Source organism: uncultured Aquimarina sp. (genome assembly GCF_947492405.1).
GTDB lineage: Bacteria > Bacteroidota > Bacteroidia > Flavobacteriales > Flavobacteriaceae > Aquimarina.
The window spans coordinates 676,122-698,229 of the sequence record NZ_CANLMP010000002.1 but is presented as its reverse complement, the minus strand read 5'-3'; the positions used below and the strand labels follow the sequence as shown (position 1 = coordinate 698,229).

The following is a 22,108-nucleotide window of genomic DNA, read 5'->3' as shown; positions in this document are numbered from 1 at the left end:
CGAAAGACTTAATTTTTAATAAACCTTTCTATCTGTTTTGAGCTATTTGATCGTATTTCTAATATATAAATACCTTTTGATAAATTTTTTAAATCTACATTTAATACTGAGCTTTTATTATTTATATTCTTTAAAAATTTACCATTTATATCATAAATGGAGACGCTTTCAATATTTTTATTTCCATTGATAATTATAGAAGATGATGTTGGATTCGGATAGATTAGAAATTCTGATATTTCATTAAATTCATTATAAGATAGACTATTATCAATCAAAGAATTTCTATGAAATACTAGCTTACCGTCCCGTGAAGATTTAGATAAAATATCATAATCACCATCATTATCGATGTCTGCTGTATAAACTTCTACACCAAAATCCAGATTTGTGGCTATTGTTTGAACATCGCTAAAGTTTCCAACTCCATCAATATTTTCAAATAAAATTAAAGTGTCCTCTATTGGATCAGCAGAAAGAATATCTATATCACCGTCATTGTCAATATCTCTTGTATGAACTGTATGTACATTAATAATAGAATCACTAAGTAAGATTTGATTACCAAAATTACCTTCCCCATCTAGATTTCTATACCAAGCAATTGTGTCATCATTTTCAGAAGAGTATACAATATCTAAGTCGTTATCACTATCAAGATCATTGACGGAAATAGCGGTTATTTTATTGACTCCTTCAGCTATTAATGATTCTGACAAAAGATTCCCATTACCATCATTTGGGTACCAAATAAGATTATTGTCCAGTGATGTAATAATGTCATTTTTTCCATCTTTATTTAGATCAGAAATAATAAATTCAGTAAACCCAATATTTAATGGACCAGTTTGGGTGACAAGATTAATGAAAGCACTGAAATTTCCCGCTCCATCATTTTCTAGTAGATCTATACTCTGCTGTCTACTTAATAAAATATCAATATCACCATCATTGTCCCAGTCGTTTGGATATATTGATCTAAGAGAGGTGTTTTGAATGAATCTTTCAATAAAATTTCCATTTCCAGTATTTTCGTACCAACCAATGCTTCCATTTGCTTTAAAAAGTAAATCTAAATCACCATCATTATCTAAATCTGAATTAATGAATTCTCCTGCAGAAGTATTCACTTTAATTTGATTTAATCCAAATTTTTTCCCTTGTCCATCTATATTTTCGAACCATGCTATTTTTCCTCTAAGAAAAGACAAAACATCCAGGTCACCATCATTATCCACATCTATCGAAGAAATAGCGGAATTCGGAACCGTAGGTGTAATATATTGCTCCTCAAAAACTCCAGGATCTTCTAGCTGTTTATACCATGAAACTTGATTGTTACCAACGGATGCATATGCTATGTCAACTTGTCCGTTATTATCTATATCTGCTACGTGTACTGAATTAGCTCTCTCAGCCAAACTATTTAAGATATGTGAATCAAAAACAACCGCTTGCCCATCAATATTTTCATGCCAGGCTATTTGATTCTTATTTTCAGAAGCGGATACTATATCTAAGTCTCCATCATCATCAATGTCCTCCACATAAATAGATCTTACTCCATTTCGGTTTCCATTATATAATATGCCGGTAATCTCTCCAAATGTCCCTTGCCCATCAAGATTTTCTAACCAAACAGTACCTTGATCCCCTCCAGCTATAATATCGATGTCTCCATCACCATCTAGATCACCTGCTTGAATACTGTAAGCTCCAATCAAATCGTCAACAGAAATAATATTCTGAATACCAAAATTACCTAACCCATCCAAATTTTCATACCAAGCTATTTTATTATCATCCGAAGATGCAGATAGAATATCGATATCATTATCATTATCAAGATCTATTGTATAGATAGATCCAGGTCCTTTAGCACTTACTCCGGATAAGGTTAAAATATTTGAAGAACCCAAATTTCCCATACCATCAATATTCTCATACAATATTATATTAGCTTCTGTTTTAATGATAATATCAAGATCATTATCTCCATCAAGATCAGAAGTCTGAATATGTATATCTGATCCCAATACGGCAGACCTATGAATTTTAACTTCTGTTGAGAAATTTCCTAGACCGTCTAAATTTTCATACCAAACAACTTTACCTAAATATGAAGCAAAAACATCATTATCTCCATCGTTATCTATATCTGATGCGTAGACAAAGTCAGCTTGTTCAGCAGTGTTGGATATAATTTTTTGATAACCAAAAGTACCTGTTCCGTTTGTGTTTTCATACCATGCAATTTTATCATCCGCCCAAGAGGATGAAAGTAAATCCATATCCCCGTCACCATCTAAATCTGCCGAAAAAACCGATGTTGCTCCAAAGGTTTCATGATTTTTATCCATTATAACATGACTTTCAAAGCTTATTTGGGCATTGATGTAAATACTGCAAAAAATTAAACTTAAAATAGATAATTGTAATTTTTTAATCATAGTTGAATTATTTAGCCTGACAAATTTATAAAATATTGATATTAATCTGTTATTGATAAGTCCCTAAAACTCATAATCTTTTTCTTCTTTTAAATTTTAGGTTTATGAACGATTATAAATACTAGTTTCAAAAATTACAAATTGTTACTACGAATTTTAATTTTTTTAAAAGAAAAAATTTAGATTGTTTAGAATTATCTTTTATCCATAATTAAATAGTCAATCTAAGTTTAGTGTAATTCTAGGAGATATATTTACTGCTTTAACTTAGCTAATTGATGACAGTAATTTTTTCATTTAATGCTCTCCTTATTGTTCAAACAAAAATGTACTATTTCCGGTCTCAATAATTTTGTATTTTTTTGTGGACAAATAGGATTCGAATTTATATCTTCAAAACTTCAATCTGAAGCAATGACCAACTTTGCTACTATTCCTTTTCAGGTGTACTCCGTGACTCGAACCCTGTTCTTCTCATTCTTCACAGTGAGATGCTTTACCAAATAAGCCTGTCTGCCTCAGGCAGGCTAGAGACACCATATTGATGACCTGAAAGGATTCGAACCTTTACACCAAGAGTCAAAGTCTTGTATGCTACCATTACATCACAGGTCAATTTGTAAGCTCAATAGGATTACTCATTGATTTCTATCGTTTTAAGAAATCGTGAATGCTATGCATTTCGAACCTATACTTCAAGGGTCGTATTCCTTGGGTTTAGCTTCCCTAATGTAATAGTCTTTAGTCATATCTCAGATTAATTATTTTATGAATGCGGCCATTGCCATTCTGATTTTTCCTTGGGTAAAGGAATAAGTTCAAATTGCTGTAAATGATGTTGTAAATGTCTAAAATGTAGAACACGTCATTCATCAAAGTTGAGTTGCCCAAAATAGAAATGACTAGTTTTAAATGCATCATCCATTTCTCCTAAAACATCGTAAAACTCACGAATTAAAGCATCCAATTCTATTATTGCATCATTAAGATTTTCATTAACAGTGGGTTTTAAATCAGAAGCAATTCGTTTTCGTTTTGAGATTGGAAAACCCTTCTCCTTTACGAAGGCTTTGTTTTGCTCAACTTCTTTGTCAATCTTCTTTGCTATGAAATTATGTACCGACATGTCAAAGCCATATGCAAGATTTTCTACCATATGTATAGGTGATATAATTCCCCATAACGGTTTTGCATTTGAGTCTAATGTCTTTAATAAATTCAACGATTTCTCTTTTATGAAACAGTCTATTTCTTCATAGTCTTCCATTCTTGTAGTGATCTGTATTTGTGAAAAAATGCGATATGACAAAATATTACGGTGGGCGCAACAAAGCCAGGTAGTAAAATAAATGGGAAATAAAATATAGCTATCGTCGGTTGTTCAAAGTCAAATTGCTGAAAGGGTAATGGAGCCGATAGAATAGCTTGAGATATGGTAAATAGTAGCACAGGTAATGATATTATGTTCCATAAGAGCAGTCCTTTTTTTGATAACTTTTTCTTTTTAAAAAATAACCACCACACTATGATAGCGGTTAAACCAGGTATGACATCAAAATTGCGTCCGTGAAATGTCACTATGTCTGAAACTAATGTCAGTTCGGCCAGTTGATATAGAAAAACCAGTTCAACTATAATTCTAATAGAATGTATTAAAGTTAACCGCTCCATATTTATAGAGGCAATCATCTTTTTACCTTTTTTAGTAAATGGAAAGATGATAGAGAATATAAGTGGTGGCCCCATCGCAAAAATAAGTTTCGGTGGAAGCTTATCATTAGGGATAAAAAAGCCTTGGAGTGCCAAAACACTTAACAAGATAGTCCAAGCTAACATTGCTGTTATTTGTAGTCTGCCTATTTTGATAGCGCTATTCAACCATAGCATTACCAACAATACTAACGCTACAAAGCCAAAGGATAGAAAGGTGGTGTTTTCTAACATATTAATCTTTTACGTGAATGTCTAAATAGTCTTTTAAGGTTTGCTGCGGTGGTAAATCCAGATATTCCACAACAGGTTTAGAATCCCATTTAGGCTAGTATGTTGCCACCATTCTAGTAAGTGCCATCACATTAGCTGCCGATTTTGAGAACGGATACATTACCAACTGAAAAAAACGAGCTGCACCTGCAGGAAGATTAATAACGCGTACTTTTTTCTTATTCATTTTGTTTGAAATCTGATTAGCAACTTCTCCCCAACTTAGCCATTCAGGTCCGCCAGATTCTATAACCATATATTTTTCTCCATCCTTCAAAGCTGCAGCCGCAATCATATGCGCTACGTCTATAGTTGCTATAAATACCGAACCGTGTTTAGCACCGCCAAGTGCAATAAATAGGCGGTGGTTTTTTACGAAATTACCGACCGCTTTTTTCCAGGTTTGCATAAAACCGAAACTTCGTAAGGTTGTAGAATGCGGGTCTTTGTTTTCTGCCTGTTTAAATCCTCCCATAACAAGCCATACATCGTAAAATGCTGGATTACGAACGATTCGCGATTCCATAGTTGACTGTTTTAGTCTATTCTCTAATATGCGTTTTCCTGCAATCTCTGGTACTTGATGGCCGATGGAAAGTTCTGGTGCGGATGATTGTGCAAATCTTTTTACTCCAGCTTGTTCACAAGCTTTAATAAGATTGTTAGTTCCAAATTCATTAATGGTCGTGGCAATGTCATTCCCTTTGGGCGGAATAATACCATTGGCCGTTGATATTACGATGTCCATTCCACTAACGGCATTATCCAAGGAGTTGCGGTCTTTTAAATCGCCTAACACATATTTTAGCGTTTGAGGAGCTCCAGATATTCTGCTACCTTCTTTTCGAATCATTGCGGTGACATCGTGACCTTTATCGGCTAGTATTTTTGTTATTTGTGAACCGACTAATCCAGTCGCTCCAATCACTAAAATTTTAGGGTTATTCATCGGTATTTATTTTATTGTTTCCAACCTTTTTTAAATTTGGATTTGGGTATAATATTTTTTGGTTAACCTTATCAAACTCAAAAGAGTTTATTTGGAGTGTATGAATTGGTTTTTTCTCTTTCTTGATATTGCCGAATATGCTCTCGTGTTTCATCGGAATTAATATTCCTTCAATATTTTTAAAGTCACTATAGCGTATACTGCCAAACAGAGAATGTTTACCAGGTAAATATCCTTCGTGAGCGGAGTAGGATACAATTTCTATTAATTTGGTGTCCTTATTGATGTAAACTAGATATTGGTCGTGTTCCTTAGTGGGTTCGCTATCATCTCCCCAAGTAACGATGACCATTTCATATTCTTGACCTAATATGGTGTCAGAACCCGCATATTCTTTTATTGGAGCTTGCATCAATCTATTGGGTAATTCCATGAAATAATGAAAAGTAGGAACTGCAAATGCTCGCTTTTTATCCTTTTTTAAATCAAAATTGGCAGGTGTGGCTTTATTGCCTTCATAATATTCCCACGATTGAAGTCCAAAGAATTCTCCTGCATCTTTTCCTGAGGCTATTTCAACTCTACCATCAAATGTGTTTATTGCATATCTGAATGTAAGGTTCACGTTATTTACTCTCCAAGGGTTTGCCATTTTACCCATCATAGAGCGCCAAGACTCCAAGCCGGTAAATTCGTAGTTTTTATGACTTTCAAGCTTATCCATTCCCTGAGCTTTCCAGGCGGCTTCAAGAAATTGGTAGCCTTTTTTTACTTGGATTTCTTTTTCTGTCGAAGAAGCTTCCATTATAGTATCTGTTCGTAAATCGACTGTTTTACAGCTTAGAGGTAACATTACCATAGCAGTTGCCATAAGTATAAAGGCCGTTTTTCTTAGTTTTCTTTTATAATTTCTCATCTTTAATAATTTCTAATTTTTCATTAGGTCTTAATTCATCAGATGCTATGCTATCTATATTCCAATCCGTAAACAGACCATCGTGGAAGGTTAGAAATTTCATATAAGGGACTTGATTGTAAAAGCGAGATGGAAAAAGAATTCCATCTACGTCTGTGTAGTCCTCAAAGGTTACGGTACTGTTCAAAAAATTGAATTGCTCTCTGACCATATATTCAGCAAAATCTAGTCTTTTAGTATGTTTATTTATGTAAAGTAAATATTGGTCTGAATTTTTATTTGGATTAGAATTTACCCACGTAATAAAAACGAGTTCATAATCCTTTCCGTACTTTGTAGCTGTTCCTGCATATGTAACAATTGGAGCGTTGCTTGCGCGAAAGGGAAGCTCGATAAAATAGTGAACCGTAGGATTTCCAAATGCTAAATTAGAGTTTGTTTCAAACCTAAATTCTCCTTCAGGTATCTGCTTGTAGGTTCGCCAAGACTGAATGCCCCAAACTTCATTTTTATGTGTTCCGTCCAATAGGGTTGCCCTACTGTCAAACGAATTTGTTATAGCATCAAATTTTACGTTTTGCTGGTTACTAGGCCAATGATTGGCTATCCAAGCCACAGGAATTTCCCATTTTGCATTGTAGTGTACGGTCCACGTTTTTGTGTTTTTCCAATATAATTTGCCGTGGGCAATACCCATTTCTTGAAGTATTTGTCTGCCTTTACTTTCCATCTCATTAGTAATGCCGTCCTTAATAACATCTGGGCGAATATCTACTACCCAAAAAAGGTTGAGTAGAAAAACAAGAACTAACGGGATCGTTAGTGCAATTAGAAAACGTAACCCATATGTTATAATTCTTTTTTTCAAAATGTAAACCCAGCATTAAGTGATATGAAATAAGCAAACCCTGATGTTTCCCATTCAGTGTTTGATACCGTTTGCTCTCCATTCAATTTATATTCCGTTCCTATGCCTCCCCAAGGGTTTAGATAAAATTGATTTTGTTTTCCGGGATACCACCGATAGCCAGTTCTTGCCAGAACGGTGTGTGAAGTAAATTCGGCTTGTTTACCATTTTTATTAAGTTCGTTTTCAAAAATAAAATTAAAAAGACCTATGTAAATGCCTTCGTTGGTATTTTCTTTTAAGTAATAGTCAATCGCCACCACATAGGCTTGTGACACCTCCCAATCGATACCTTTATTTCTGTTTTGTGGTTTAAACACATCTACTATAAAAGGAGAGAAATCTGCATTACCAGCTATGCCAACTAAAAACCCCCAATGTTTTAGTGCCTCGGGTTTATAGTTTATGCCTAAAGCATAACCGCCAAATAACCAAGGCGTGGTATTCGTCTCTATAGAAAAAGCAGATTGCTTTTTCTGTTCTTCATTTTCTTGTGCATGAACATAGGTAAACGAAGTGGAGAGTATAATTACTATTATCAATAATTTTCTCATTATAATGATTGTAATAGTAGCATTGAATATTCTGGATTTGTAAAGAAGTCTTTGTGATTCATTACAAATTCTTCCAAGGTGATAGGTTGTGTTTTACCTATTTGCTGAACTACCTCAGTTACTTCATCAAACTTTTGATCTCTGATGTCTTCTGATAGTGCAGGTGCATGACCTAAAAATTGTGGATTATTAAATACCGCAGGTAATTGCTTTATTCCTTCAATCCATTGTTCATCCGTTATTGGAACGTATTTGACTTCTTTGTCTATAATACCTGAAATAATAGTTGCTATTTCTGCCATTGTTCTAGAGGTAGGACCAGTAATCACATATTTTTCACCTATATGCTTGTTGGGTTTGTCATCTGTTAGGATGCCCACGATTACCTTGGCAATATCTGAGGCCGACACACCTGCGTGTTTGCCTTCGTCCCAAGGGAGATAGATGTTGCCTTCTGTAGCGATAGTATGTGCGGCTATGACCAATAGGTTTTCAAAGAATAACCCAGGTCGTAAGTGCACAGCGCCTATACCTGCCCAATCTAAAAATTGTTCGGCTAGCCAATGTTGTCTCGTAGAAGGGCTATCGTGTCCCTTTCTTGTAATGATTTGGGACATATTCACAAAAAGAGAAACGCCTTCTTGCTTTGCAACAGTTGACATATTAGCGGAGGCCTCTAAAAGCCCTGGCACAAAAGGATAGGTGAAATATACTTTTTTAATGCCCTTGAATGCTATTTCAAGTGAAGCAATATCGAGCATATCGCCTATGGCAATTTCTGCCCCTGCTTTTTCCAATTCGTCAATGATTGTACTACGCTTTCGAGAAAGCACTCGAATAGCGATTCCTTTTTCTAGCAATTGTTTTGCTGCGTGTCCACCTGTTTTTCCAGTAACTCCGGTAATTAATATTTCAGTTTTCATATAAATATAGCTTCGTGTTGTATATACAACATTAAATTAAAAAATTAGGACATTGTTTTTTCAAACGTTCCGAAAGATTCCCATCCTTTGTTGCCAATTATTCCATCTACTTCTTTCATTGCATTTTCCCAAGCAGGTAATAATGTTTTCATAAATTTTCTACCGTTATTTGAAAGACTCCAGATAGGATGATAACTCGCGTTTTTCTCAATCCATCCATTTTTTTCAAGTCGTACCATATTTCTTGATAGAGAAGACCTTTCCAAATTTAGTATCGAAGCAATCTCCGATTGACCTATTTCAGTACTTTTATTGATGACCAATAGAATAGATGACTGGCTTTCAGAAATATTCAATGGTGATAGATACGTTCTGTAAATCGTATTTATCTTGCGTTGTAATATACCTATTCGTGCACTTATACACTCTGATGGTGAAAACTCCATAATTTTATATTGTATATACAACAAAGATATGATTAATTATTCAATTATCAAGTTTAAAAGTAGAATTGATAATCTTACTCTGTAAGATAGCTTCTAAAGCTAGACCTGATTTATTGTGATTTTTAAAAGGATGGTCTCTATGGATTTTTGCATAGACGTCATCGCGTTCCAATAAAACGATATCAACTTTTTCTTCAGATAACTCGAAAATCTTCTTTTTATAATCCGAATTCCACTTTAAATCTTCTGTAACCCAACCTTTTTCTATAAACCCTTTTGTTTTTTTTGAACAACGACATGGGTTATCTTTATTGACAAGACCACATCTGTTATTCATCCAATCATACAGATTCTTTCTCGCTCGTGATAGACGTTTTCTAAAAGTGCTAGGTGAAATTTCAAATATTTCACCGGCCAGATTATGGTCTATCTCAAACAATTCGCCAACAATGTATGTGAGTCGTTGTTCTCTATCTAGGCACATTATCATACCAGCCATACAGGAAATTTTACTTTCTTCTACGAGCGCCTGCATTTCCTTTTCTTCTTTTTCACTTAACTCAAGCTCTGGAGCACTGTCTATAAAGTCAAAGAAATTATCGAAACTCGTTACCATCATTTCATATTTCTGTTTTTTTACATTTAGAATATGATTGAATGTAATACGGTACAACCAAGTTCTAAACCTCGCCTTGGTACTATCATATTTAGAGAGGTTTGTGACTAATTTGATTAAAACTTCTTGAGTGACATCTTCTGCATCGGCAATGCCATTAATCATCTTTAAAGCAATATTGAAGATGTATTGTTGGTGGTCAACAATAAGTTTATTCAAGCTTTTGTGGTCGCCATTTAAAGCTTCCTTGATTAATTCTAAATCATCGGAATCTGAATAATTTTCTATGTTAAATGGCTTTTTCATCTACTATTTACTTCTTTTTCAAGATAGTGATTTTATAATCTGTCCCTCCATATTTGTAATGACCCGATGCTTCTCCATTTTCGCTAAACGTAAAGTACAAAGAGCCATTGTAGCTATTTCCATTATCTGCGTTTGTCTTCCAATTCCCTTTCAATCTATCTTCATCCGTTAAAAGTAAGGTCATCTTACCATTCCGATTTTCATTACCGGAAACATAAGCGTATGCAATATAAAGTTCTCCTTCCATAACTAACTTTGCATCTTTAATTGTGGCAAGGCCAGCAGCTTCAATATCCATCTCATAGCTATTATAATCAGAAATAAAGGTTTTCACCATTTTCTTCTGTTCGGCTCTATGGTTCATCTCTTGGGCATTTAAGTTTAAATTGACTAATACGAATACTACAAATAGTGTCGCTTTCATTTTTCTTAATTTGATGTTTTTTCTAATCCTGCTGCACCGGCAGCATACATTCCTGCGATAGCTTGTTCAATCATCGAGAAGATATTCTCATCTTCCAAAGAGAAATCAAGATTCCAATCTAAAATGGTTTTTCCGTTATCATTTCTTACAGACATTGTTCCGACGATATCACTTATTGGAAACAGTGTTTGTTCATCAATCGCATATTGAAAAGTTTTATTCTCGTGATCTATTTTTAGAATAGTCTCATTGAGAACTCCGTTTTCTGTGGTGCAAACTCTTTTAGCTCCTTCACCTTGTCCTTCTAAGCTACAAGTTTCAATCATCGGAAGCCATTCATGTACTCCTGATGCTTTGCTAATATTTGCCCAGACTTTTTCGACTGGTGCATTAACAAGATGTGACGTTTCAATTTTCTTTTTACTCATAGTTTTTAATTTATTTGTTCATATTTAATTCCTTTTGCTTCAAGCTTCTTCTTTTCACTAGATGGTATTGTACATTGTTTTGTGAAATAGCAAATAATGCATCTTGCTGAAAACACCGTTCCGAATTGGGCAAATGCTAATACGCCTAGGAGTATTGTGAATAATAGGTTGCTTGAATAGAAGTAAAAAGCTCCTATGAAAGCGGCTATACCTACAATTGTTCTAATCGTTCTATCGACTGTCCCAATATTTCTATTGAAGGAATAGGATATCCCTCTTTTAAGATTGTTCATATATAATCACTAAATGGTTTATATTAGTGATACAACAGGAAAGATAAAGTGTGACCAGAAATAGATTTTTTTATGAGTTCACAATTCGACTTTCTGATTCAAAATGTTTCTTAAGGTTATTGAGTGATTTAGAAATTCCATTTTTAAATTGTTTTTTTAATTGTAGTCATCAAAAGTCTTTACTAAATATTCTTGGTAATCCAATACTGTTATACACTAAGTTTAGATGGACTTTCATTAATAGGTTTTATAATATAAAATTGATAGAGTTTGGTGGGTTTGTGGTTAGTTTTTCATATATTAATTTACGAAGCGGAGCGTCTTTTATGAACGTAGTGAAATTGAAGTGTTTCCTATAAATAACACAAGTATGTTCTATGTTAGCAAAGGTGACTTCATTGTGATTGAATACAAATTCTTCAACACCTTCAACCCATCAATGTCTATGACGGTAATTGGTTATCATCTCAAATAGTTCATCTCAGAGAAGTTGGGATAATCATTAATTGGTTATTCTTATTCTTTCTATTAATAAAACTTACCTAATACTACTTTGTTTTTTAAAAACAAGGACTATTGGAAATATGCTTTTTAAACTAGTTTATTATATTACATTAAATTTGCATTATAAATAGCTCCGATGTTTAAGCGTTCAATACTTTTTTTTATATCTATTATGTTTTTTCATAATATGATACAATCACAGACTTATCATATTGATTCTATTGGAATCAAAAAAGTAAAGGAGCTACAAAAGATATCAGAAACTACATATAGAAAAGGGGATTTTGAATTATACAAGAAATATGTAGATTCTTTGCAGTTATTAGCGAAACAATACAATCTACTAGAAGAAGAAGTTTTAGCTATTGTTGGACAAGGTATTTATTATAGTAATATAGATGTATATGACGAGTCTCTTAAAAAATATCTTACTGCATTAGATATAGCAAAAGAACTACCTGAGGATTCTAAAATAAGAATTATTATTTTGGCCAATTTGGGTAATATATACAATAACCTAGGACAATATGATAAAGCTTCACAAACCTTCAAGAGGGTAATTAGACTAGCTAAAAGACATGAAAACCCTGAGCGCGTATTGATTGCTTCATATAATGCTTTGGGTATTACGGCTATGCATCAAAAGAAATATGAAAAGTCTTTAATGTATAGTCAGAAAGTAGATAGTTTTGCTACAGAACTTTCCAGAAATGATCTAAAAATAACTGCACTAAATAACATTGCAGATTCGTATGTGAAGTTAGAAAAATACCAGGAAGCCATACAAAATGCAGAACAAGCTTTAAAATTAATAACAGAAAAAGAATCAATAGAAAGTAAAGCTGATTCGCATTTACACATTGGAGTGTCATATATAAGGCTTAATAAACTTCCAGAAGCAATTCATATGCTCGCAATTGCCCAAGAAATTGCGAAAAATAACCAATTCCTGGAACTAGAAATGCACGTCCATGAATATCTCGCAAAAGCGTATGAATTAAAAGGAGATTTAAAAAATTAATGAAAAATCCAAGTTATGAAGAATATAAAATCGTGGCTATAGGGTATGAAGCCGGTTTTAAAAGTAAAACTTCTTTTAATAGAGCATTCAAAAATTTAGTAGGTCTTACTCCCTCCGAGTATAGAAAAAAGAGTGCTTAAAATACAATTTATAGGTTTCAAATTATAATTTGAAACGTCTCCACTAACATTTATCTATAGTTTTGAGAAAGACGAAATGAAAAACCACGGTTTTCAGGGTTGACCTGAAGACTAAGTGTTCCTAGTTTTGTTTCGATTAAAAACCATATTCTCTAAAAACCATAGTCTTTTCAGAATAATAAATTAGGTAAATAGACCCTTATGTTTTTACGTATGATAAAAAAAGTACACCTACATGCTATATTATATTTAGTTATAGTTAATCTATTAATAGGCAACACTTGTTATGGGCTTTCTGTCAAACATGTTAATGAAGAAGTAGCGTTTTCTAGTTTCGTTGGAGAGTTTACATCGATATGGGATACAACACAGTCAGGGATTTCTGCCAATAATGAAATTACAATCCCTACAAATCCAGCGTATACGTACAATTATACTGTAGATTGGGGTGATGGATCAACGGATACAGGTGTAACAGGAGATATGACCCATACCTATGCAACACCGGGAACTTATACTGTGAAAATAAGTGGTGATTTTCCATCCATCTATTTTAACAATTCTGGAGATAGACGAAAGATCATAGAAATTCTGGAATGGGGGATTATAGAATGGCAAACAATGGAAGATGCATTTCACGGGTGTGAGAACTTAAATTTTGATGCTATAGATTCTCCAGATTTATCGAGGGTAACGAGTCTTAAAAATATGTTTAAGGGATGTCTTTCGTTTAACGGTATTGTTAATAATTGGGATGTAGGTACAATTACAGATATCTCGGGAATGTTTTATGATGCAGAAATATTTAATAGGCCTTTAGATAATTGGAATGTAATAAATGTAACGGATATGTCCGAAACTTTTCGGGATGCAGAATTGTTTAATGAACCTTTAGATAATTGGAATACAGCAACTGTAACCAACATGCAAGGTATGTTTGATGATGCAGAACGTTTCAATCAAAATATCAATAATTGGGATGTGTCAAATGTTACCGATATGTCTAGAATGTTTCTTGATGCCAGTGCATATAATAATCCTCTGAATAATTGGAATGTTTCTAATGTTACCAATATGTCTCAGATGTTTGATAACGCTAATTCATTTAATCAAAATATTAATAATTGGATAGTGGATAATGTTACAGATATGTCTGGGATGTTCTCATGTGCTAATTTTAACCAACCTTTAGATAATTGGAATGTTTCTGCTGTCACAGATATGTCATCAATGTTTTCTACTAATCGTAATTTTAGTCAACCTATTAATAATTGGGATGTATCTTCTGTAACTAATATGGATACTATGTTCTTCTTGACTGTTTTTAATTTACCATTAGATCAATGGGATGTAAGTGCGGTTACTTCTATGAATTTAATGTTTAATAGAGCGTTATTTAATCTTCCATTAAATGATTGGGATGTGAGTTCTGTAACTTCTATGTCTAGAATGTTTGGTGGGAATACTTCTTTTACTACACCATTTAATCAGCCCTTGGATCAATGGAATACATCCGCTGTTGTTAATGTTTCAGGTATGTTTGGTTGGTCTGCATTTAATCAAAATATTAATGATTGGGATATGTCTAATGTTGTAAATATGTCTGCGATGTTTACAAGTAATGCAGTTTATGATCAACCTTTAAACAATTGGGATGTATCAAGTGTCACGAATACATCGGGAATGTTTAGTGGAGCAATTAATTTTAATCAGGATATTACAAATTGGAATACTGAAAACGTAGTGAATATGAGTCAAATGTTTAGTGGAGCCCAAATATTTGATCGAAACTTAGCTTCCTGGAATATTACAGCTGTTACGCAAATGGTGAATATGTTGTCTACTTCTGGTTTGTCTCAAGAAAATTATGATAATATCTTGATAGGATGGTCATCTCAGACAGTACAATCAAATGTTTCTTTGGGAGCCTTAAACATTCGCTATTGTGATGGTAGAATTGCTAGACAAGAACTAATAGATAATTTTAACTGGACTATTACGGGTGATATTGTTAATTGTACTAATGTTTTTTGTACTGAAATGATCTCTCCTTTAGATGGAGCAACAGGAGTGCCGGCAAATTCTGATATTGTATGGAACGCTGCACCGCAAGCAACGGGTTATCTAGTAAGTTTACGAAGAGAAAACGGTGGTGCTACACAAGTAATTTATGACAATGAAGATGTCGGAAATGTTACTCGTATCACATTTACCAATGAATTTCTGGATGGAGATGTTGTATACATCACCGTAGTTCCCTATAATGCTGAAGGACCTGCAGAAAACTGTGATGAAATAAGTTTTTCTGTAGTATCCTCTTGGCAAAATAACCCTGATGCATATAGAATACAGATTGATACCCGAATAGATGGTTTTGCTACAACACCCATAAATCAATTTGAAGTAGAAACAAATAATGATTTCACCTATAATATAAACATAGATTGGGGAGATGGAGAATATGATAATAATGTAACTTCTGATATTATCCATACTTATGATGTTCCTGGAATATATAATGTAGCTATTATTGGAGAGTTCCCTAATCCTTATTTTGGAGTTTTTGGAGATGGCGAAAAAGTACTTTCTATTGATCGATGGGGAACATTCGAATACTTATCTATGGAAAAGGCCTGTAATGATTGTGAGAATATGATTTACAATGCAACCGACATACCTAATTTATCACAGGTGACAAGTATGAACGAGATGTTTGATGGGGCTGTTTTATTTAATGCAAATATTAATGATTGGGATGTGAGTAATGTAACTGACATGAGTGGTCTTTTTAATCGTACAACTGCTTTTAATCAACCATTAGACAATTGGGTTGTAGATAATGTTATCGATATGTCTAGAATGTTTTCTGCTGCGAGTAGTTTTAATCAACCTTTGGATACTTGGAATACATCTAATGTAGAGCTTATGTCAAGTATGTTTAGATCCGCAAGTAGTTTTACTCAAAATATTAATGGTTGGGATGTTTCGTCCGTAACAAATATGGCGTCAATGTTTGAAGGTGCTCGACTTTATAATTCTCCTATGGATTCGTGGGATGTTAGTAATGTAACTAATATGATTGCAATGTTTAAAAGAGCATTGGTTTTTGATCAATCCTTAAATGCTTGGGATGTTAGTAGTGTAACCAATATGGCAGAAATGTTTAATGGTTTTTTCCTGGACATGGAATTTAATGCTTCTTTAAGCAATTGGGATGTAAGCAATGTTACTGATATGAGAGAAATGTTTGCATATTGTCCTAGGTTCGATCAGCCGTTAGATAATTGGGATGTTGGAAATGTTACGGATATGTCGGAAATGTTTCATGAAGCTTCTGTATTTAATCAAGATATAAATTCTTGGAATGTGACTAATGTAATTACTATGCAGTCTATGTTTGAGGATGCTATAGCATTTAATCAACCACTTAATAATTGGGACGTGAACTCTGTAGTAAGTATGGTTTCTACTTTCCAAAATGCCCAAGCATTCAATCAACCATTAAATGCTTGGAATGTAAGTGCTGTGGCGAACATGACTTCTATGTTTAGAAGAGCTAATGCATTCAATCAACCTTTGGATAATTGGAATGTGAGTTCTGTAACACTTATGCCTTCGATGTTTGAAGGAGCTTCAGCTTTTAATCAGAATTTGAATCCTTGGGATGTAGCAGTAGTAACAAATATGGATTCTATGTTCAAGGATGCAATTGTATTTAATGAACCAATTGACGATTGGAATACAGGAGAGGTTCAAAATATGCAAGAAATGTTTAGTGGTGCTACTGCATTTAATCAAAATATAGATACATGGAATGTCTCTTTCGTAACTACTATGGAAGAAATGTTTAGAAACGCTACATCTTATAACCAAGCAATGGATTCTTGGAATGTTGCCTCCGTAACTACAATGGAAGGAATGTTTCAGGGTGCAACCTCTTTTAATGAAACTATTGGCAGTTGGAATGTAAGAGGAGTGAATACGATGGCATATATGTTTGATGGAGCTAGTTCTTTCAATCAATTATTAAATAGTTGGAGAGTTAGTGGAGTTGAGAATATGGATTATATGTTTAGAAATGCCAGTAGTTATAATCAGGAAATGAATATGTGGAATATAGGTAGTGTTAGTATGCAATCTATGTTTGAAAATGCAGCTGCTTTTGATCAGTTTCTTGGTGATTGGAATATAAGTAGCGTTAACAATATGCTAGATATGTTGGATAATACTGCACTAACAAGAGAAAATTATGATAGTACATTAATTGCTTGGTCAGAACAAGCACTAACTTCAGGAATTAATTTAGGTGCGGAATCATTGCTTTATTGTGATAGTATAGATGAAAGACAATCCATGATTGATACCTATGGATGGATTTTTACAGATGATATTCGAGATTGTCCGATACCAGTATGTACACAGCTAACATCACCTGAAAACGGCGATGTAGATGTGCCAATAAATACAAACCTTGTTTGGGAACCAGTTCTATATGCAACTGAATATGTGCTTACGATTACGCTTCAACCAAGTGGAACCATAATTAATGCAACTGTTACAACAGAATCTTATGAATTTGCGGCGAATGAACTTGTCGGTTCTACTAGCGTAACAGTTCTTATAGAGCCTAGAAATGACGAAGGTATTGCCACAGGTTGTGTTGCCGAAACATTTTCTCTTTCAACAAATCCTGCTACGGTGCCAGATTGTACAATATTGGTAGCTCCTTTGGATGGAACTAGTGATGTTGTTATAGGTACAGATGTTTCTTGGGAAGCAATTGCCAATGCTGATGGTTATTTTTTAACTATAGGTACGTCTACAGGTGGAAATGATATTTTAAATAATGAAGATGTTGGAAATGTTATCACATATGATTTGACAAATGATTTACCAGAAGATACCGAAATCTTTGTTACTATAACTCCATATAACGAAGAAGGAAATGCAATTGGATGTTCAGAAGAAAGTTTTACTACAGAGTTGATTCCTGTTGTGCCTTCTTGTACTACGATTTCGGATCCTTTGAATGGAGCAACTAATGTAGCGATAGATACAAATTTAAGTTGGAATAGTGTCGATGGAGCAACTGGTTATTTGGTTTCAGTGGGTATTACTCAAGGAGGTATCGAAATAGCCAATAGTATAGATGTGGGAGATGTGACGATATATGATTTCCCTACAGATCTTATTGAGAACAGAACATTTTATGTGACAATAATACCTTATAATGATGTTGGAGATGCTGTTGTATGTATGGAAGAAAGTTTTAGAACAGGCGATTCCACTTTAAACGATCCACCAGCTTGTACTACACTTTTAACTCCTTTAAATGGAGATTTAAATGTAGCTATAGGAACTAACATAACTTGGAATAGTAGTTTCAACTCCGATGGATATCGATTAACGGTTGGTACAAGTTCTAGCGGTTTAGATATCATAAATGATCAAGATGTAGGTAATGTAACTACTTTTGATTTACCAACTGATTTACCAGAAGGAACAGAGATATTCGTTACTATTATTCCTTATAACAGTTTTGGAGATGCTACTGGATGTTCAGAAGAGAGCTTTACTACAGAAACTATAGCGACGATTCCAAGTTGTACCACTTTATCTATCCCTTTGGATGGAACTACTGATATCTCTATAGGAACAGATTTAAGTTGGAATTCAATTTCTGATGCTACAGGATATCGATTAACAGTTGGTACAAGTTCTGGTGGAAGCGATATTATCAATAATCAGGATGTTGGCAATGTGACCACTTTTGATTTACCAAGTGACCTGCCAGAGAATACTGAGGTTTTTGTTACCATTATTCCGTACAATGCCGTTGGTGATGCTACTGGATGTACAGAAGAGAGTTTTACTACAGAAACTATAGCTACTATTCCGGGTTGTACTGCCTTATTGATTCCATTAAATGGAGCTACTAATATTGCAGTAGATACAGATTTAACTTGGAATACAGTTTCTGATGCTACAGGATATCGATTAACGGTTGGAACAAGTTCTGGTGGAAGCGATATTATCAATGATCAAGATGTTGGCAATGTTACTACTTTTGATTTGCCAACTGATTTGCCAGAGAATACTGAGATTTTTGTAACCATTGTTCCTTACAATGCCGTTGGTGATGCTACTGGATGTTCAGAAGAGAGTTTTACTACCGAAACTGTTGCAACGATTCCAAGTTGTACTACCTTATTGATTCCATTAAATGGAGCTACTAATATTGCAGTAGATACAGATTTAACTTGGAATACAATTTCTGATGCTACAGGATATCGATTAACGGTTGGAACAAGTTCTGGTGGAAGCGATATTATCAATGATCAAGATGTTGGCAATGTTACTACTTTTGATTTGCCAACTGATTTGCCAGAGAATACTGAGATTTTTGTAACCATTGTTCCGTACAATGCCGTTGGTGATGCTACTGGATGTTCAGAAGAGAGTTTTACTACCGAAATAGTAGCTACTATTCCGGGTTGTACTACCTTATCAATTCCATTAAATGGTGCTACTAATATTGCAGTAGATACAGATTTAAGTTGGAATTCAATTTCTGATGCTACAGGATATCGATTAACAGTTGGTACAAGTTCTGGTGGAAGCGATATTATCAATAATCAGGATGTTGGCAATGTTACTACTTTTGATTTGCCAACTGATTTAGCAGAGAATACTGAGATTTTTGTAACCATTATTCCGTACAATACAGTTGGAGATGCTACTGGATGTTCAGAAGAGAGTTTTACTACCGAAATAGTAGCTACTATTCCGGGTTGTACTACCTTATCGATTCCATTAAATGGAGCTACTAATATTACGGTAGATACAGATTTAACTTGGAATTCAATTTCTGATGCTACAGGATATCGATTAACAGTTGGAACAAGTTCTGGTGGAAGCGATATTATCAATAATCAGGATGTTGGTAATGTTACTACTTTTAATTTGCCAAGTGATTTAGCAGAGAATACTGAGATTTTTGTAACTATTATTCCATACAATACAGTTGGAGATGCTATTGGATGTCCTGAAGAAAGTTTTACTACTGAAAATCCAATAATTGTAATAGATGATGATACTAAATATGGGTTTTCTCCTGATGGAGATGGAATAAATGAGTTTTGGGAAATCGATGGTATAGAAAACTATCCCGAAAATACCGTATCAATTTACAATCGTTGGGGAGATATGGTGTTCGAAATTTCTGGTTACAATAATACATCAAGAGTTTTCAGAGGAGATGCTAACCGTTTGACCAATCTAGGAGGAGGTCAATTACCAGAAGGCACTTATTTCTTTGCTATTAATATCTCCGAAAGTAATTCCCTAAAGAAACTAAAAGGCTTTTTAGTTTTAAAACGATAATCTTATGACTAAAAATATATATCTAATATTGACAATACTAATTTTGTCACTAAATAGTAGTTCTATACAAGCTCAACAAACACCGGTTTTTGCTGATTATTACTATAATCAAGTATTAATTAATCCTGCTCATTCAGGATACTCTCCAGAAACAGAAGTAAGTATAAGTAATTTTGGTTATCTAAATGAATTCGAAGGAAGTCCGAGAACCTTCTCCGGAATTCTTAACACAAGTGTTTTTGATAATAATGTTGGGATTAGTGGAGGTTTTATAAGCGATCAAATTGGAGTAACATCGGCAACAACTCTTTTTGCATCATATGCATATAAAATATTGTTAGATGAGAATTACAATCGAGCAAGATGGTGGAATTATAATCCAAATGTATTATCGTTTGGTCTTACTACAGGAGTACTATTTTTTAATGAAGATCTAACAAGATTAAATATACAAGGCGACCCAAATTTTGAAAATGATGTAAATGTAACCGTTCCAACCTTTGGTTTTGGAGTTTTGTATAATCATGATAAACTCTATGTTGGATTTTCGGTTCAAAATTTGTTTTCTGATAATATCGCATCTGATCAAAATGTAAATATTCAAACACCGTACTATTTATATGGAGGTTATAGATTATACCTCAATAGATTTGAAGAAATAAGAATACAGCCAAGTATGTTAGTTAAGTTTGAAGAAGATGCACCTGCTCAGTTTGATTTTAATGTATCCGCAAATTATAAAAATAGAATAGAGGTTGGAGCTGGTTATCGAAGTAGTTCATCATTTAATGGATTAGTAGGACTCTATTTTTTAAAAAATTGGCGTTTTGCATATAGTTATACCGCTTTTGGCAGTGATACTCCTTTTAATAATACCAATGGTTTTATTCTTACATATAAAGGAGGTGAAGGGTTTTAATCATTAGATAGTTATAATCCTTAATACATTTAATGAATTCAAAATTTGAAGATTATTATTTAATCCAAATTTTGGATGTGGATACATAGATTTTATTTTACTGAATTTATTGACTAATAGTGTCAAGGTGTTTTTGATAGATCGATATGTTATCCGTGTAAAATCTGTGCGTAAATACCTTTTTTTTTAATTTTTATTAACTTTTTAATTATCTGAATAACAGTTTGTTGTATTTATTTACCCCTAAAAGTGTATTATAGGAATCTTATTTGTTTATAATATTACATTAACTAAATCATAATACTTTTACTTTAGGTGACACGCATCTTGATACTGTGAATTTTTTTGTTCAAACAATAGTACGAATAGCGTTAACCTTTTCAAGGTAGGTTAAGTCTCTTTGATCGTAGTAGAATAAGTAAAACGGTTTGGATATCATCTAAAATTAAAATATTATAAACGTATGATATACTAAAAACAAATAAAACTAGTTAGTAAAAAGTCGTCTGAATCACTACCCTTTTCGGACGTAAAATAACAAGATTTGCATATTTCTTCATTAAAAAATGGAGAACAAAATAAAGGCTTTAATCAGAAATTGGGAAATTAAATATTAAGTAAAAATTAAAACGAACCTATGAATTTTAATAGCTCCAGAAACCAAATATCTGTATTAAACAAAAAAAGCAAGTAGTAAATATCGATTTCTAAATTCTATCTCCCACCCTTCCGGAATTTAGATATATCATTTTTTAAATATTGGATCGTACCAGAAGAATTTCTGGCTCGTAAGTAATGGTTATAGACCAGCTTGAATATGTTAGTTTAACCTAAGGAGTATAAAACTTCTTTGAGTTAATCTCGATATGGCTTGTCAATTATCAGCTACTAACAGTTAGCCTATATCTTCTTTGGGTAAATATTATGTATAGAAATTTATATAGCT

At 33.6% G+C, this 22,108-nt stretch carries 17 protein-coding genes and 2 tRNA genes; 4 read left to right on the top strand and 15 right to left on the bottom strand.

Annotated elements, in window-relative coordinates; translation table 11 throughout:
- Positions 1–8: 8 nt before the first annotated feature.
- The 15 genes from Q0829_RS09260 to Q0829_RS27610 all read right to left on the bottom strand — a co-directional run bounded on the left by Q0829_RS09260 (position 9) and on the right by Q0829_RS27610 (position 11,195).
- Positions 9–2,360: a T9SS type A sorting domain-containing protein gene (locus Q0829_RS09260; RefSeq protein ID WP_298541887.1), complete on the bottom strand. Its 2,352-nt coding sequence runs from the start codon at positions 2,358–2,360 to the stop codon at positions 9–11.
- 455 nt (positions 2,361–2,815) lie between these two features.
- A tRNA-Phe gene (locus Q0829_RS09255) sits at positions 2,816–2,887 on the bottom strand.
- Between the two features lie 107 nt (positions 2,888–2,994).
- Positions 2,995–3,065 (bottom strand) — tRNA-Gln (locus tag Q0829_RS09250).
- A 250-nt stretch (positions 3,066–3,315) separates the two neighbouring features.
- Positions 3,316–3,672, bottom strand: a complete 357-nt coding sequence (locus tag Q0829_RS09245; RefSeq protein ID WP_298541886.1) for a hypothetical protein — start codon at positions 3,670–3,672, stop codon at positions 3,316–3,318.
- A gap of 23 nt (positions 3,673–3,695) precedes the next feature.
- Positions 3,696–4,394 (bottom strand): hypothetical protein, encoded by a 699-nt coding sequence (locus Q0829_RS09240; protein ID WP_298541885.1) that lies wholly within the window; start codon positions 4,392–4,394, stop codon positions 3,696–3,698.
- A 94-nt stretch (positions 4,395–4,488) separates the two neighbouring features.
- Positions 4,489–5,382 (bottom strand): NAD(P)H-binding protein, encoded by an 894-nt coding sequence (locus tag Q0829_RS09235; RefSeq protein WP_298541884.1) that lies wholly within the window; start codon positions 5,380–5,382, stop codon positions 4,489–4,491.
- Positions 5,375–6,298, bottom strand: coding sequence for a hypothetical protein (locus Q0829_RS09230; protein WP_298541883.1), 924 nt, complete (start codon positions 6,296–6,298; stop codon positions 5,375–5,377). The genes Q0829_RS09235 and Q0829_RS09230 overlap by 8 nt, the downstream gene beginning before the upstream one ends.
- Positions 6,285–7,166: a hypothetical protein gene (locus Q0829_RS09225; protein WP_298541882.1), complete on the bottom strand. Its 882-nt coding sequence runs from the start codon at positions 7,164–7,166 to the stop codon at positions 6,285–6,287. The genes Q0829_RS09230 and Q0829_RS09225 overlap by 14 nt, the downstream gene beginning before the upstream one ends.
- Positions 7,163–7,759 (bottom strand): hypothetical protein, encoded by a 597-nt coding sequence (locus Q0829_RS09220; RefSeq protein WP_298541881.1) that lies wholly within the window; start codon positions 7,757–7,759, stop codon positions 7,163–7,165. The genes Q0829_RS09225 and Q0829_RS09220 overlap by 4 nt, the downstream gene beginning before the upstream one ends.
- Complete coding sequence (locus Q0829_RS09215) at positions 7,759–8,682, bottom strand: NmrA family NAD(P)-binding protein (RefSeq protein WP_298541880.1); 924 nt, start codon at positions 8,680–8,682, stop codon at positions 7,759–7,761. The genes Q0829_RS09220 and Q0829_RS09215 overlap by 1 nt, the downstream gene beginning before the upstream one ends.
- Before the next feature lie 44 nt (positions 8,683–8,726).
- The gene (locus tag Q0829_RS09210) at positions 8,727–9,128 is read right to left on the bottom strand and encodes a MarR family winged helix-turn-helix transcriptional regulator (protein ID WP_298541879.1); all 402 of its coding nucleotides are present in this window, start codon (positions 9,126–9,128) and stop codon (positions 8,727–8,729) included.
- 40 nt (positions 9,129–9,168) lie between these two features.
- Positions 9,169–10,050 (bottom strand): RNA polymerase sigma factor, encoded by an 882-nt coding sequence (locus Q0829_RS09205; RefSeq protein ID WP_298541878.1) that lies wholly within the window; start codon positions 10,048–10,050, stop codon positions 9,169–9,171.
- A gap of 7 nt (positions 10,051–10,057) precedes the next feature.
- On the bottom strand, positions 10,058–10,474 hold the full coding sequence (locus Q0829_RS09200; protein WP_298541877.1) for a hypothetical protein: 417 nt from the start codon (positions 10,472–10,474) through the stop codon (positions 10,058–10,060).
- A gap of 5 nt (positions 10,475–10,479) precedes the next feature.
- Positions 10,480–10,902: an SRPBCC family protein gene (locus Q0829_RS09195; protein ID WP_298541876.1), complete on the bottom strand. Its 423-nt coding sequence runs from the start codon at positions 10,900–10,902 to the stop codon at positions 10,480–10,482.
- A 5-nt stretch (positions 10,903–10,907) separates the two neighbouring features.
- The gene (locus Q0829_RS27610; RefSeq protein ID WP_366142001.1) at positions 10,908–11,195 is read right to left on the bottom strand and encodes a DUF2892 domain-containing protein; all 288 of its coding nucleotides are present in this window, start codon (positions 11,193–11,195) and stop codon (positions 10,908–10,910) included.
- A 691-nt stretch (positions 11,196–11,886) separates the two neighbouring features.
- Between Q0829_RS27610 and Q0829_RS09190 the strand changes: the two genes are divergently transcribed.
- The 4 genes from Q0829_RS09190 to Q0829_RS09175 all read left to right on the top strand — a co-directional run bounded on the left by Q0829_RS09190 (position 11,887) and on the right by Q0829_RS09175 (position 21,162).
- Complete coding sequence (locus Q0829_RS09190) at positions 11,887–12,720, top strand: tetratricopeptide repeat protein (RefSeq protein WP_298541875.1); 834 nt, start codon at positions 11,887–11,889, stop codon at positions 12,718–12,720.
- On the top strand, positions 12,720–12,860 hold the full coding sequence (locus tag Q0829_RS09185; protein ID WP_298541874.1) for a helix-turn-helix domain-containing protein: 141 nt from the start codon (positions 12,720–12,722) through the stop codon (positions 12,858–12,860). Before Q0829_RS09190 ends, Q0829_RS09185 begins: the two co-directional genes overlap by 1 nt.
- Positions 12,861–13,073: 213 nt before the next feature.
- Positions 13,074–20,243, top strand: a complete 7,170-nt coding sequence (locus Q0829_RS09180) for a BspA family leucine-rich repeat surface protein (RefSeq protein ID WP_298541873.1) — start codon at positions 13,074–13,076, stop codon at positions 20,241–20,243.
- A gap of 4 nt (positions 20,244–20,247) precedes the next feature.
- Complete coding sequence (locus Q0829_RS09175; RefSeq protein WP_298541872.1) at positions 20,248–21,162, top strand: PorP/SprF family type IX secretion system membrane protein; 915 nt, start codon at positions 20,248–20,250, stop codon at positions 21,160–21,162.
- Positions 21,163–22,108: the final 946 nt, after the last annotated feature.

What these genes read in the sequence shown, in the direction of transcription:
- Q0829_RS09260 (WP_298541887.1), bottom strand. Translation starts at nt 2,360, where the DNA reads ATGGATAAAAATCATGAAACCTTTGGAGCAACATCGGTTTTTTCGGCA.
- Q0829_RS09240 (WP_298541885.1), bottom strand. Translation starts at nt 4,394, where the DNA reads ATGTTAGAAAACACCACCTTTCTATCCTTTGGCTTTGTAGCGTTAGTA.
- Q0829_RS09235 (WP_298541884.1), bottom strand. Translation starts at nt 5,382, where the DNA reads ATGAATAACCCTAAAATTTTAGTGATTGGAGCGACTGGATTAGTCGGT.
- Q0829_RS09230 (WP_298541883.1), bottom strand. Translation starts at nt 6,298, where the DNA reads ATGAGAAATTATAAAAGAAAACTAAGAAAAACGGCCTTTATACTTATG.
- Q0829_RS09220 (WP_298541881.1), bottom strand. Translation starts at nt 7,759, where the DNA reads ATGAGAAAATTATTGATAATAGTAATTATACTCTCCACTTCGTTTACC.
- Q0829_RS09215 (WP_298541880.1), bottom strand. Translation starts at nt 8,682, where the DNA reads ATGAAAACTGAAATATTAATTACCGGAGTTACTGGAAAAACAGGTGGA.
- Q0829_RS09210 (WP_298541879.1), bottom strand. Translation starts at nt 9,128, where the DNA reads ATGGAGTTTTCACCATCAGAGTGTATAAGTGCACGAATAGGTATATTA.
- Q0829_RS09205 (WP_298541878.1), bottom strand. Translation starts at nt 10,050, where the DNA reads ATGAAAAAGCCATTTAACATAGAAAATTATTCAGATTCCGATGATTTA.
- Q0829_RS09200 (WP_298541877.1), bottom strand. Translation starts at nt 10,474, where the DNA reads ATGAAAGCGACACTATTTGTAGTATTCGTATTAGTCAATTTAAACTTA.
- Q0829_RS09195 (WP_298541876.1), bottom strand. Translation starts at nt 10,902, where the DNA reads ATGAGTAAAAAGAAAATTGAAACGTCACATCTTGTTAATGCACCAGTC.
- Q0829_RS27610 (WP_366142001.1), bottom strand. Translation starts at nt 11,195, where the DNA reads ATGAACAATCTTAAAAGAGGGATATCCTATTCCTTCAATAGAAATATT.
- Q0829_RS09190 (WP_298541875.1), top strand. Translation starts at nt 11,887, where the DNA reads ATGATACAATCACAGACTTATCATATTGATTCTATTGGAATCAAAAAA.
- Q0829_RS09185 (WP_298541874.1), top strand. Translation starts at nt 12,720, where the DNA reads ATGAAAAATCCAAGTTATGAAGAATATAAAATCGTGGCTATAGGGTAT.
- Q0829_RS09180 (WP_298541873.1), top strand. Translation starts at nt 13,074, where the DNA reads ATGATAAAAAAAGTACACCTACATGCTATATTATATTTAGTTATAGTT.
- Q0829_RS09175 (WP_298541872.1), top strand. Translation starts at nt 20,248, where the DNA reads ATGACTAAAAATATATATCTAATATTGACAATACTAATTTTGTCACTA.